Consider the following 12,791-nt stretch of genomic DNA (forward strand, 5'->3'; position numbering starts at 1 on the left):
CCGTATCCGGCCGCCGCCCGCGACCACCGCAGCGAAAAGGAGACGATGTGTACGGCTCTGCGACGGCCACCCGGCCCGCCGGCGAGGACGAGGCGGCGGCCGGCCTGCGCCTGTTCTGCTTCGCCCACGCGGGCGGCGGAAGTTCCTTCTTCCATCCGTGGCGGCGGGCCCTGGGGCCCGGCGTCGACGTGCGCCCCGTCGTCCTGCCCGGCCGTGAGCGCCGGGCGCGGGAGACCTCGCACACCCGGATGGGCCCCCTGGTCGACGGCCTGGTCGCCGAACTGGCCCCTCAACTCGACCTGCCGTACGTCCTGTTCGGGCACAGCCTCGGCTCGATCGTCGCCTACGAGAGTGCTCGGGCCCTGATCGAGCGGGGCTTGCGCCCGCCTCTGGCCCTGCTCGTGTCCGGGCGGCGCGGGCCCTTCGTGCCGGACCACAGGCGCCCGGTGCACACCCTGCCGGAGGACGAGTTCCTCGCCGAGGTGTCCCGGCTCGGCGGCACCCCGTCCGAGGTGCTGCGTCAGCGGGACCTGCTGCGGCACTTCCTGCCGCCGCTGCGCGCCGACCACGAGGTCAACGAGACCTACCGGCCGGTGCCGCCGCCGGGACCGGCCCTGACCTGCCCGGTGTTCGCGTTCACCGGTGACGCCGACCCTCTCGCCGACCCCCACGCGGTGGCCCGGTGGCGCGAGGTGACCAGCGGCGACTTCCGGCTGCGGGTCTTTCCCGGCGACCACTTCTACCTGAAGGGGGCGCCGGACGACCTGATGTCCGCGCTCCGGGCGGCCATGGACTCCGTGCATCAGGGCTCAAGTGTTCTTCGAAGGCGGGTTCATAACGTTGCCATGTGATTGTCACGTGGCGACCGATTGACCGGGAGGCCAGATGAACCTGCTGGATGTCACCGAACCCACCGGATTCGACGCCCGGCTTCGTGACTTCCTGCGCGACCAGTCGCCGCACACCACGACGGCGATGGTCAGACGGAACCAGAGTGCCTACAGCTGCGGCGGTCAGGACCGCAACGTGTACTTCCTGGAGAGCGGCCGGCTCAAGACGGTGATGTTCTCCCGCTCGGGCAAGGAGTGCCTCCTGCGCATCCACACGCCCGGGAGCATCTTCGGTGAGCTGTGCTCGCTCGGCGGGATCCGCGAGGAGTCGGCCATCGCGATGCGCGACAGCGTCGTCCACCGCATGTCGTACGAGCACTTCCTGTCCTCGATCACCGCGGCCGGGATCGTCGACGAGTTCATCAACCACCTCACCCGGCGCCTCGCCGAACAGCAGCAGTCCATCACGCATCTGGTGACCGTCGACAGCGAGCAGCGGCTCGGCGAGATCCTCCTCGACCTCGCCCGCAAGCTCGGACGGGGCGACGGGCGCCGGCCGCACATCGCGGAGCGGATCACCCACGAGGAGCTGGCCGGCATGGTCGGCACCACCCGCTCGCGCGTGGGGCACTTCCTCAAGGGCTTCCGTGACCGGGGTCTGGTCGAGGTCACCCGCGAGTCCCACCTGATCATCGACCAGAGCCGGCTCGCCGCCTATCTGGAAAGCCGCTGCGCCTGATCCCGCCGCAGCGCCCCGACGACCCTCACGAGGTGACACCCCCATGTGGGACCACAAGTTCGAGACTCTGCTCAGGGACCGGCTGCCCGGTCTCGACGCCGACGCCCCGCTCACGGAGGATCTGCCGCTCGCGGCCTTCGGGCTCGACTCGATGGCGACGGTCGGCCTGATCGTGGCCATCGAGGAGGGCTACGGCATGCCCCTGCCCGACGACGCCGTGGCGCCCGCCAACTTCATCACGCCCGCCACGGTCTGGGAGCTGGTCAGCTCCCTCGACGGAGCCGGCCGATGAGCGGCGCCAAGCTGCTGCACCACTGGTTCCTCGACGGTCTGGCCCGCAATCCGCGGGGTACCGCGCTGCGCATCAACCACCGCAGCTGGACCTATGCCGAGGCGGACCGCACCGCGCGCTCCTGGGCCGCGGCCCTGCACAGCGGGGGGCGCGCGCCGCGCCGGGTCGGGGTCCTCGCGGCGAAGAGCGAGGAGAGCCTGCTCGGCTTTCTGGCCGCGCTGTACGCGGGCTGCACGGCCGTCCCGCTCAACCCGGAGTACCCCGTCGGCCGCAACCGCGACATCGCCGCTGCCGCCGGGCTCGACGCGCTGATCGTCGACCCCTCGGGCGCCGCCCAGCTCGACGAGGTGGCCGCGGCCGCGCCGCCGCTGGTCACGCTGGCACCGCGGCTCGGCGAGTGGAGCGGACCGCGGCGGGGCACCCCCGTCCTGGTGCCCGACCCGGCAGGGGACCGGCCCCCCGCTCAGGGCGCCGACTCACTGGCGTACATCCTGTTCACCTCGGGCTCCACCGGCCGCCCCAAGGGCGTGCCGATCCGGCACGGCAATGTGTCCGCCTTCCTGGCCGCCTCCCTGCCGCGCTACGACTTCGGACCCGACGACGTCTTCGGGCAGGTCTACGAGCTCACCTTCGACCTGTCCATGTTCGAGGTGTGGTGCGCCTGGTCGAGCGGAGCGTGTCTGACCGTCCTCAACCGGCTTCAGGCCCTCGATCCGGGCCGCTACATCCGTGCTCACGGCATCACCGTGTGGACCTCGACGCCCAGCCTGGTCGCCGCGCTGCGCACCCGCGGCCTGCTCGGCGAAAACAGCCTGCCCTCGGTGCGCCACACCGTCTTCTGCGGCGAGCCGCTGCCCGAGGAGAGCGCCGCGTACTGGAGCGCGGCGGCACCCGGCACGTCCATCGACAACCTCTACGGTCCCACCGAGCTGACCATCGCCTGCACCGCGCATCACTGGGTCCCCTCCCCCGGTTCGGGCACCGTGCCCATCGGGGAGCCGAACACCGGACTTCGGTACGTCCTTCTCGACGACGGTCGGGTCGGCGGCGACACCGGCGAACTGTGCGTCACCGGGCCGCAGATGTTCGACGGCTATCTCGACCCCGCGAACGACACGGACCGCTTCCTGACCCACGACGGTCGGCGCTGGTACCGGACCGGGGACCGGGTGCGCCGCACGCCCGACGGCACTTTGGTGCACCTCGGCCGCGACGACGGACAGGTCAAGATCCACGGCTATCGGGTGGAGCTGTCCGAGGTGGAGGAGGCCGTGCGGGCCTGCGCGCCGGGCACCGAGGCGGTGGTCCTCGCGGTCCCCGGAGCGGCCGGACCCGTTCTTGCCGCCTTCGTCATCGGCGACGACGCGGCCGGCCGGCTGACCGGGACGGCCCAGGACCTGGCCCACCGGCTGCCTCCGTACATGCTGCCCGCCCATCTGTGGGCGCTGCCGGACCCGCCGCTGAACCCCAACGGCAAGACGGACCGCCTGCGGCTGCGGGAAGAGGCGGAACGCCGCCTGGGCGGAAACCTCGCCCCGGCGTCCTGAACTGACGGACGACGCACGGCAGTTGACGGTGGAGACAGGCCCGGGCCGGACCCGGGTCAGACCCCGTCGACTGCCGTTTCGCGTGGCCGGGACTCGCCCGCCGCCGGGGTGCGCTCTGCCCGGCCGGCCAGTTCTCCTCGTACGGAGGGGACCGCGTCCAGCACGGCCCGGGTCCACGGGTGCCGCGGGGCGGCGAACACCTCGGCGACGGGGCCCTGTTCGCGTACGGTGCCCCCGTCGAGGACGAGGACGCGGTCGGCCATCCGCGCGATCACGCCCAGGTCGTGGCTGATCAGCAGCAGCCCGAGGCTCAGGCGGGAGCGGAGCCCGTCGAGCAGGGCGAGGATCTCGGCCTGGATGCGGACGTCGAGACTCGAGGTGACCTCGTCGCACAGCAGCAGCCGCGGCTGAGCGGCGAGCGCCCGCGCGATGGCCACCCGCTGGCGCTGGCCGCCCGACAGGGTGCGCGGCAGCCGGCCGGCCCACTGCGGGTCGAGCCCCACCAGGCACAGCAGCCGCTCCGTCTCCGCGGCAGCGGCCTGTCCGCCGAGCCCACGCAGCACGCGCAGCGGCCTGGCAATGGCCGCGCCCACCGTGCGCCGCGGGTTGAGCGATCCGTTCGCGTCCTGCGCGACGAGCTGTACGAGGCGGCGCTGGTCGAGGGTGCGGCCGCGCAGCGGCCCGGGGACAGCGGAACCGGCCAGTTCGATCAGGCCGCCGTCGGGGCCGTGGTGCCCCGTGACGCAGCGCGCCAGGGTCGTCTTGCCGGTGCCGGACCCGCCGAGCAGCGCCACGCACTCGCCCGGCTCGATGTGGAAGGACACGTCCTGGGCGGTCGTCACCCGTGCTCTGCCGCGCCCGTGTCCGGCGCGCAACCCGCTGACCCGCAGCACGGGCGCGGTGGCCGCGGCGCTGCCGGGCCGGGCGGCCGGGCGGGCCGCCGCCTCGCCGATGTCCGGTACCGCGCGTACCAGTTCGCGGGTGTACGCCGCACGGGGCCGCCCGAGCACGGCGTCCACCGGGCCCTCCTCCACGACCCTGCCCGCCTTCAGCACCGCGAGCCGGTCGGTCAGGCGGGCGGCCGCGGGCAGGTCGTGCGTGATGAACAGCAGGGTGAGGTTCCGCTCGGCGGCCAGGCGGGCCACCTCGTCGAGGACCAGGCGCTGGGTGAGCACGTCGAGCCCCGTCGTCGGCTCGTCCAGGACGAGGGCGGCGGGCCCGGCCGCGAGCACCCGGCCGAGGGCGAGGCGCTGTTGCTGTCCGCCGGACAGTTCGTGCGGGAAACGGCGCAGGAAGTCCCGGCCGTCGGGCAGGCCCACGCTGCGCAGGGTGCGGGCCGCCTCCTCGGGGGTGCGGCGCACGGCGAGTTCCGAGACCAGTGCGCCGACCCGCATCGTGGGGGTCAGCGCGGCGGCCGGGTCCTGCGGCAGATACGCCACGGTGTGCCGCCGCAGCCGGCGCAGGGCGCGGCCGCGCAGGGCGAGCGGGTCCGCTCCGGCCACGCGCACCCCGCCGCCCGCGGTGCGCAGTCCGGGCCGCAGGGCGCCGAGCAGGGCGAGCGCGAGGGTGGTCTTGCCCGAGCCCGACTCGCCCACGACGCCGACGCGTTCGCCCGCGCGCACGGTCAGGGTCAGGCGGTCGAGCACGGGCCGTCCGTTCGGGTCGGCCACGGTCAGGTCGGTGACGGAGATGACCTCCGGCGCGGCGTCGGCCCGGCCCTGACCGTGCGGGCGGTCGGGGACCGGGACGGCCAGGTCGCTGTGGGCGTCGAAGACTGCGCTCACGGCACGAACCTCGCGATCGCCCGGTCCAGGGCGAGGTTGACGGAGACGGTGAGCACGGCGAGCCCCAGTGCGGGCGCCGCCACGCCCCAGGGCGCCAGCGTCACGCCCTCCATGTTCTCGCTGATCATGGCGCCCCAGTTGGGGCTGTCGGGTCCGAAGCCGAGGAAGCCGGCGGACGCGGTGAGGGTGATGGCGATGGCGAGGCGGGTGCCGGCGTCCGCGAGGACGGGCCGCACGATGTTGGGCACGATCTCCCGGGCCATCACCGCCACCGGACCGTCCCCGAGTGCGACGGCCTGGTCGACGTATCCGGCGTGCACGACCTGTGCCGTCGCGGCCCGGGCGACCCTGGAGACGAAGGGCACGCCGGTGACGGCGACCGCCGTGACGAGGGTGAGCGTGCGATAGCCCCAGCCGTGCATCAGGACCAGGAGGACCAGGACCGGCGGCAGGGCGAGCAGCAGGGTGTCGAGCCGGGAGACCACCGCGTCGACGCGGCCGCCCGCATAGCCGGCGAGTACTCCGGTCGCGGTGCCCAGGAGGGTGGTGACGGCGGTGGCGAGCAGCGGGATCAGGACCAGCGGGCGGCCTCCGGCCAGGAACCGGGACCACACGTCGCGGCCGTCGCCGTCCGAGCCGAGCAGCAGGTGGCCGGTGTCGTAGGGCGCGGCGGTGATGCGGGCCGGGTCGTGCGGGGCGAGCCAGGGTCCGATCAGGGCGAACAGGACGACGGCCGCCACGGGCAGCACCAACAGCAGCGCGGCCCGTCGGCCCGGTCGGGTTCTGGCAGGGCTGGTGTCGGGGGCCCTGGTGCCGGCCGGCGCCGCAGTCGCAGTCGCAGTCGCAGTCGGTGTCGCAGTCGGTGTCGGTGTCGGCGTCTGGGCCGTCATGTCGCCGTCCTCATGCGCGGGTCCACCGCCATGGCCAGGAGGTCGGCCAGGAGGAGGCCGCCGACGACCGCCGCGGCCATGAGGAGCCCGATGCCTTCCAGGACGGCCGCGTCGTGATGCTGCACGGCAGCGACCAGCTCTCTTGACAGACCTGGGTAGTTGAAGACCTTTTCCACCACGGCCGTGCCGCCGACGAGGGTCCCGGCGAGCCAGCCGAAGACCTGGGCGCACGGCCCGGCCGCGGTCGGCAGCAGGTGCCGCAGCACCACGCGGGCCGGGGAGAGCCCGGCGAGACGGGCCGCCTCCACGTGCGGGGCCGCCGCCGCGTCGACGACGGCCGCCCGGACCATGCGGCTGGCCCAGGAAGCGGAGAACAGCGTCAGCGCCGCCACCGGGAGCACCAGCGCCTCGGGGTGTGCGAGCAGCGGATCGCCGAACGGGACCAGGGACACGGCCGGCAACACTCCGAGCCAGGAGGAGAAGACCAGGGTCAGGATGCCCGCCGTGACGAACTGCGGCACCGAGACCAGGGTGACGGCGCCGCCGGAGAGCAGCCGGTCGAGCAGGCCGCCCGGGCGCAGCCCGGCGGCGATTCCGATGGCGAGCGCGAGGACGACCGTGAGCAGGGCGCACACACCGGCGAGGAGCAGGGTGTCGGCCAGCGGCCCCGAGATGATCTCGGCGACAGGGCGGCGGTCCACGAGGCTCTGCCCGAGGTCGCCGGAGAACGCCGCGCCGATCCAGTCGCCGTAGCGCACCAGCACGGGCCGGTCGAGGCCGAGTTCGGCGTGCATCCTGGCGACGTCCGCGGGGGTCGCGGAGCCGCCGAGCGCGGCGGCGGCCGCGTCGCCCGGCAGCACCTCGGCGGCGGCGAACAGCACGAACGAGCCGACCAGCAGGGTGGCCAGGGCGCCGCCGAGCCGGCGTACGGCCAGGGCCGCGAGCCGGACGGCGGACGTCACGCGGACCTGGCCCGGGTGAACACCGGGATGGACTGGCTCGACCACACCCCCGAGAGCCCGGGCGCCGAGGCGTCCAACTGCTCCTGGAAGCCCCACAGAAGGTCGCCGCCGGAGGAGTACAGGCCTCGCTGGACGGCGGCGAAGGCGGCTTCGCGCTTGCTGTCGTCGACCGTGGCCTGGGCGCTCGCCAGACGCTTGAAGTGCGGCTCGCCGAGCCCGGTCACGTTGAAGAACGCGCCCTTGGTGGTGGTGGCGGACAGGTGCACGGCGGCGGGCCGGTTGGCGTAGTAGAAGGTCTGGAACGGGATGCGGGCGAGACCCTTCAGGTCGGCGTAGTAGGTGTCGGCGGGCACCTTCTGCACTTCGAGGTCCACGCCGGCCTCCTTCAGCTGCTGACCGAGCAGGCGGGCCGCGGCCACGAAACCGGGCACGGTGTCCGCCGCGTGCAGCGTCAGAGAGTCGACCTTGGCACGGGCGAACAGCCGCCTGGCCTCGGCCAGGTCGCGCTTGCGATTCCCGCCCGCGTAGCCGGGCAGGCCCTTGCCGACCACGTCGTCGCCCTTGGTGCCGAGGCCGAGGAGCACCTGCCGCACGAGTGCCTCGCGGTCCGCGGCGAGGCGCACCGCGCGCCGCACATCGGGGTTGTCGAACGGGGCGAGCCGCTCGTTCATGGCGAAGGACAGCGCGTTGGAGTTGGCGGTGCCGCCCCGGCGGACCCGGATCGCGCTGCTGCCGCGCTCGGCCCTGGCACCCGTGGCGGTGATGCCGAAGGCGTAGTCGATCTGGCCGCTCTTGAGGGCGGCGAGGCGGGCGGCGGGGTCGGCGATGAGGTCGAGTTCGATCCGCCGGAAGTACGAGGTGCCGCCCCAGTACTTGTCGTTGACGGCGAGGCGGAGGTTCTTGCCGTCGTGCTCCTCGAGGCGGTACGGGCCGGAGCCGATGCCCTTGTCGAAGTCCTTGCCGCGGGTGCCTTCGGGGAACACCGGTGAGAAGACCGCAAGGACGGCCTCCCTGAAGTCGCCGCGGGGCCGCTTGAGCCCCACCTTCAGGGTGTGGGCGTCGACCGCCTTGAGCCGGTCCAGGTCCAGGTCGACGAAGTTGTTGGCGCGGGTGGACGGCGGCGTGGCGAGGGTGCGCAGCGAGTAGGCGACGTCCGCGGCCCGCACCGGTGAGCCGTCGTGGAACACCGCGTGCTTGTGCAGGCGGATGGTCCACTCACCGGCGTCCTTGTCGGGCTCCACGGACTCGGCGAGCCCCAGCTCGTAGCGGCTGCCCTTCAGGTACATCAGCTGGTCGTACAGGTGGTACAGGGCGATGTAGCTGGCACCGAACCCGGCGTGCCGCGGGTCGAGGCTGGTGGTGCCGGTGGCGTCCGACGCCCCGACCCGAAGCAGCTTGCCCGCGGAGCCGACCGACCGGGTGTCGCCGCTCTTGGAGGTGGCGCAGCCGGACAGGGCCGTGGCGCCCGCGGTGGCCGTCGCCGCGGCCGCGCCCCACTGCAGGAAGCGGCGCCGGCCGACGCCGTTGACCCGTGACATGGCAGAAAGCTCCTCAGGCTCAAAAAGGTGTGCGGGAGACGTACATGGGTTCAGGGCCTGCCGGTCAGGCCCACCAGTCGCGCGTGCCGCCCTCGTCGGCGCCGCACTGGCGCCAGATCTTGCCGTCGCGCAGGACGTAGACGCCGAAGGTGACGACCGTCTCGCCGCGGACGATCATGGTGCCGCGCATCATGACGGTGTCGTCGGTCTGGATGAACTCGTTCATGTCCACGTGCTGGAGGTCGAGCTCCCAGTACCGCTTCAGCAGCTCGCGTATCTCGTCGCGCCCGCGCACGGGGCCGGTGAACCGGATCCACTCGGCCTCGGGGTGGTACAGGTCGACGAGCCCGTCGAGGTCGCGCTCGGCCGTGCAGCGGATCATCTCGGCGAACAGCGGGTGGATGGGGATCTCGGTCTCGGTGCTCATGACGGGGCTCCTGTCGCGTCGAGCTCTGCGGATGCGGTGGGTGCGGGTGTCACGCCTGCGGCGGGCGCCGTCAGCCGGTCCCGGATGAGACGTTTGACGACCTTGCCGAGGTCGTTGCGGGGCAACTCGTCGACCACCAGGACCCTTTCGGGGATCTCGTGGGGGCCGAGGCTGTCCTTCGCGTGGGCGGCGAGGGCGGCCGCCAGCAGCTCCGGGTCATGGGTGGCGCCGGCCGCGGGCACGATCGCGGCGGCCACGCCGGCCGGCCCGGCGGCGACCACGGCCGCGTCGGCGACCGCCTCGTGCTCGAGCAGGACCGACTCGACCCGCAGGGACGACACGAGTCCGGCCGGTGTGGGCACGGCGTCGGTCTCGCGGTCGAAGAGATACAGCTCGCCCTCGTCGTCGACGTGGCCGAGGTCGCCGGTGTCGCACCATCCGCCGTCCGGGACACCGGTGGCCTCCGGGCCCGCGTCGAGGCGGTTGCGGGGAGGCGCGCCGTCGGCACGCAGCCAGATCCGGCCCACCCGCTGGGCGGGCAGCTCCACGCCGTGCTCGTCGGTGATCAGTACATGGGTGCCGGGGGCGGGCCGGCCGGCCGACATCGGACGCGCCGGGTCGAAGGTGCCTATGGTCACGGCGGGCTTGGCCTGGCTGGCCGAGTAGGCGCCGATCACGCGGGCCCGCGGCATCGCGGCCAGCAGGGCGCGGGCGAGCGGGGGATGGAGGAACGCCGAGGCGGTGGCCACGGTGGTCACGGACGTCAGGTCGTAGCGGCCGAGCGCGCCGTCGCGGGTCATCTGCACGGCGAGGTTCGGGGTCATCATGACGGTGCTCGCCGCGTGGTGCTCGATGAGCGCGCACAGCCGGTCGGCGTCTCCCGGCGGGGCGAGGACGAGCGTGGTCGGGGTGGCGTTGAGCACCATGGAGACGGTGGTGGCGCTCGCGGTGATGCCCAGGTTCACGGACGCCACCATGGGGGTGGGCTCGTCGTGCGCCATCACGGAGGGCGGTCCGCCCGCCGTCGCGAGGTTCTGGTGCGAGACGACGACGCCGCGGGCCATTCCGGTCGTGCCGGAGGAGTACACGATCTCGGCGTCGTCCGCGGGGTCGTGGGCGAGGTCCACCGGTGCCTCGCCCGGGGCGGACAGCTCGTCGAGCGTCCCGGTCCAGGCGACGGCCGGGGTCTTGGGCGGGGCGGTCCGCCCGTGGACGATGCCGGCCAGCCCGCACTGCAGGGCGCGCCGTTCGAGCTCGTCGGCCGGGAGGGCGAGCGGCAGGTGAAGGACGGTGGCGCCCGCCTTGAGCGCGCCGAGGTAGGCGACCGCGTAGTCGGCCCAGTCCATGCCGCCGAAAAAGATGCCGATACGGGTGCCCCGGCTTGTGCCGGCCGCGAGCAGCCCGCGGGCCAGTGCCTCCGAGCGCCGGTCCCACTCGCCGTACAGCAGGTCGGGACGGCCGTCGATGACGAGTGCGGTGCGGCCCGGATGGAGCGTTGCGTGGGAGCGGAGCTGGTCGGTGAGGTAGGAGAACGTCCGTTCCGTCATCGCGTGCTCAACCCACTATCTGGAACGCGACACCGTCGCGGCCGCCGAACCGCGGCGCGGTGGCGGCGAGCAAGTGGCCGAGGATGAACCGGGCGCGCTCCTGCGGCGGGTCGTCGCTCAGGGACCCGAGATAGCGGTCGTGGGCCGCGAGGGAGCGTACGGCCCGGTCGCGGGAGTCGTCGTCGACGGCCACGGCGTGCGTGGCGTGCGGGGAGCCGGCGATCGCCACCTTGCCCGCCCGCCACGGCTCGAGTCCCTCGTCGAGCAGTTCGGGGAAGATCCAGCGGTTGGCGGCGTCGGCGACGGCGTCCAGGGCGGCGAGACCCACGGCACGGTGGTCGGGGGTGTTCCACGCGCCGGACGCCCAGGTGTCGTGGTGGTTGAAGGTGACGATGAGTTCGGGGCGGTGCCGCCGGACGGCGCGCGCCAGGTCGCGGCGCAGGCCGGGCCCGTACTCGATCGTCCCGTCGGTGTAGTGGTCGAGGAAGTCGACCTCGTGCACGCCGAGTTCCGCGGCGGCCTTGCGCTGTTCGGCCTCGCGCACGGGACCGCACTGCGCCGGCGCAAGACCGGAGATGCCCGCCTCGCCCCGGGTGACGAGGAGGTACGCCACCTCGCGCCCCTGGGCGGTCCACTGGGCCACGGCGGGCCCGGCACCGAACTCGATGTCGTCGGGGTGGGCGACGATCGCGAGCACGCGGCTGAAGTCGTCGGGCAGTTCGAGGAGTGTGTCGGCCGTGTCGGCCATGAGGGGTCCTTCCCGGTGGACGAAGGAGATGAGGTCAGGCCGCGGCGTCGGCCTGCTGGGGAACCCGGATGACCAGGGCGGCGATGAGGATCGCGGCCGCGGCCAGGCCCGCGCTGCACAGGAACGCGACGGTGTAGCCGTGCGTGTCGCCGAGGCCGCCGACGGCCTGCGTGACCGTGGTCAGGACCGCGAGGCCCAGGGAACCGCCGACCAGGATCGCGGTGTTGAAGAGTCCCGACACGGCTCCGGCGTCCGCGGGATCGACGCCCGTGGTGGCCAGCGTGCCCGCCGGCATCATGGTCAGGCCGAGTCCGATCCCGGAGATGATCGTCGGGCCGAGGACGGTGCCGAGGAAGCTGCCCGACGACGCGGCGAGGCCGAGCCACCCCATGCCGAGCCCGAGACAGAGCAGGCCGGTCATCAGCATCCGGGTCAGCCCCACGCGGGCGACCGTCTTCATGCAGACCTGGGCGAACACGAGCAGGGTGGCGATCAGGGGCAGGTACGCGAGGCCGGTCTGCAGCGCGGAGAACCCGAGGATCTCCTGCAGGTACAGGGTGACGAAGAAGAAGTAACTCATCTGCGTGGCGCCGAAGATCGCCATGATGGCGAGCGCACCGCTGGTGTTGCGCAGCCGGAAGACCTGCAGCGGGACGAACGGGTGGCCCTGGCGGCGTTCGACGGCGAGGAACACGGCGAACAGCACGGCCGCGACCACCAGGAGGCCGCCGCGCAGCGGGGAGGTCCACGAGCGCTGCGTGTCGAGGAACGCGAAGACGGTCATCAGCAGCGCGGCGGTGAACGTCACCGCGCCCGCCACGTCGATCGAGGGCCGCTCATCGGCACGGCTCTCCTTGATCGTGGCGGCGGCGAGCCCCACGACGAGCGCCCCGATCGGGACGGCGACGAAGAAGCTGAACTCCCAGCCGGGGCCCGACGTGAGCAGTCCGCCGACGATCAGACCGAACAGCGCGCCGGCCGCCTGAGCGCTCCCCCACAGGGCGAACGCCCGCTGCCGCGAAGGCCCTTCCTCGAACGAGGTGATGATCAGCGAGAGGACGACGGGGGCGGTCAGCGCGCCGCCCATGCCCTGCACCGCTCGCGCGATGACCATGACCGTCGGGTCGGTGCTGAATCCGCAGACGACGGACGCCAGCGTGAACACGGTGACGCCGATGATCAGTACCCGGCGCCTGCCGAACAGGTCACCGATGCGGCCGCCGAGCGGCAGCAGTCCTCCGTACAGGAGGCCGTAGGCGTTGACGACCCAGGGCAGGCCCGACTCGGTGAAGTCGAGATCGCGCTGGATGAAGGGCAGGGCCACGTTGACGATGGTCTGGTCGACCTGGATGAGCAGCTCGGCCATCAGCAGCGTGACGAGGATCAGCCGGGCGACGAGTGCGCCCGTGGCGGGGCTTTGCCCGGCGGCCTGCCGGCCGTCGTCGGTCCTGACGGTCATGGCTCTCCTGATCTTCGTGCCACACCCG

The 12,791-nt window shown here is 73.2% G+C and carries 12 protein-coding genes; 4 read left to right on the forward strand and 8 right to left on the reverse strand.

Going from position 1 to position 12,791, the window contains the following annotated elements:
- Nucleotides 1–47: 47 nt before the first annotated feature.
- Genes ACWIGU_RS28225 through ACWIGU_RS28240 form a run of 4 tightly spaced genes read left to right on the forward strand, consistent with a single transcriptional unit; the run spans nucleotide 48 to nucleotide 3,408 of the window.
- A complete protein-coding gene (locus ACWIGU_RS28225; RefSeq protein WP_454404498.1) occupies nucleotides 48–851 on the forward strand; it encodes a thioesterase II family protein in 804 nt (267 codons plus the stop codon).
- A gap of 34 nt (nucleotides 852–885) precedes the next feature.
- A complete protein-coding gene (locus ACWIGU_RS28230) occupies nucleotides 886–1,569 on the forward strand; it encodes a Crp/Fnr family transcriptional regulator (RefSeq protein WP_454404499.1) in 684 nt (227 codons plus the stop codon).
- Between the two features lie 43 nt (nucleotides 1,570–1,612).
- Entirely contained in the window at nucleotides 1,613–1,861 is a 249-nt protein-coding gene (locus tag ACWIGU_RS28235) for an acyl carrier protein (protein WP_454404500.1), read from the forward strand.
- Nucleotides 1,858–3,408, forward strand: coding sequence for a D-alanine--poly(phosphoribitol) ligase (locus ACWIGU_RS28240; protein ID WP_454404501.1), 1,551 nt, complete (start codon nucleotides 1,858–1,860; stop codon nucleotides 3,406–3,408). Before ACWIGU_RS28235 ends, ACWIGU_RS28240 begins: the two co-directional genes overlap by 4 nt.
- A gap of 56 nt (nucleotides 3,409–3,464) precedes the next feature.
- On the opposite strand, the gene ACWIGU_RS28245 is transcribed toward ACWIGU_RS28240, so the two are convergent.
- The 8 genes from ACWIGU_RS28245 to ACWIGU_RS28280 form a co-directional block, all read right to left on the reverse strand.
- Nucleotides 3,465–5,192: an ABC transporter ATP-binding protein gene (locus tag ACWIGU_RS28245; protein WP_454404502.1), complete on the reverse strand. Its 1,728-nt coding sequence runs from the start codon at nucleotides 5,190–5,192 to the stop codon at nucleotides 3,465–3,467.
- Complete coding sequence (locus ACWIGU_RS28250) at nucleotides 5,189–5,932, reverse strand: ABC transporter permease (RefSeq protein ID WP_454404503.1); 744 nt, start codon at nucleotides 5,930–5,932, stop codon at nucleotides 5,189–5,191. Before ACWIGU_RS28250 ends, ACWIGU_RS28245 begins: the two co-directional genes overlap by 4 nt.
- Nucleotides 5,933–6,078: 146 nt before the next feature.
- Nucleotides 6,079–7,044, reverse strand: coding sequence for an ABC transporter permease (locus ACWIGU_RS28255; RefSeq protein WP_454404504.1), 966 nt, complete (start codon nucleotides 7,042–7,044; stop codon nucleotides 6,079–6,081).
- Nucleotides 7,041–8,582: an ABC transporter substrate-binding protein gene (locus ACWIGU_RS28260; RefSeq protein ID WP_454404505.1), complete on the reverse strand. Its 1,542-nt coding sequence runs from the start codon at nucleotides 8,580–8,582 to the stop codon at nucleotides 7,041–7,043. Before ACWIGU_RS28260 ends, ACWIGU_RS28255 begins: the two co-directional genes overlap by 4 nt.
- Nucleotides 8,583–8,646: 64 nt before the next feature.
- On the reverse strand, nucleotides 8,647–9,009 hold the full coding sequence (locus tag ACWIGU_RS28265; protein ID WP_454404506.1) for a nuclear transport factor 2 family protein: 363 nt from the start codon (nucleotides 9,007–9,009) through the stop codon (nucleotides 8,647–8,649).
- Nucleotides 9,006–10,556 (reverse strand): class I adenylate-forming enzyme family protein, encoded by a 1,551-nt coding sequence (locus ACWIGU_RS28270; protein ID WP_454404507.1) that lies wholly within the window; start codon nucleotides 10,554–10,556, stop codon nucleotides 9,006–9,008. The genes ACWIGU_RS28265 and ACWIGU_RS28270 overlap by 4 nt, the downstream gene beginning before the upstream one ends.
- Nucleotides 10,557–10,563: 7 nt before the next feature.
- Complete coding sequence (locus tag ACWIGU_RS28275) at nucleotides 10,564–11,304, reverse strand: PIG-L deacetylase family protein (RefSeq protein WP_454404508.1); 741 nt, start codon at nucleotides 11,302–11,304, stop codon at nucleotides 10,564–10,566.
- Nucleotides 11,305–11,338: 34 nt separating this feature from the next.
- Nucleotides 11,339–12,763 (reverse strand): MFS transporter, encoded by a 1,425-nt coding sequence (locus tag ACWIGU_RS28280; RefSeq protein WP_454404509.1) that lies wholly within the window; start codon nucleotides 12,761–12,763, stop codon nucleotides 11,339–11,341.
- Nucleotides 12,764–12,791: the final 28 nt, after the last annotated feature.

The organism is Streptomyces sp. NPDC055400 (assembly GCF_053644375.1).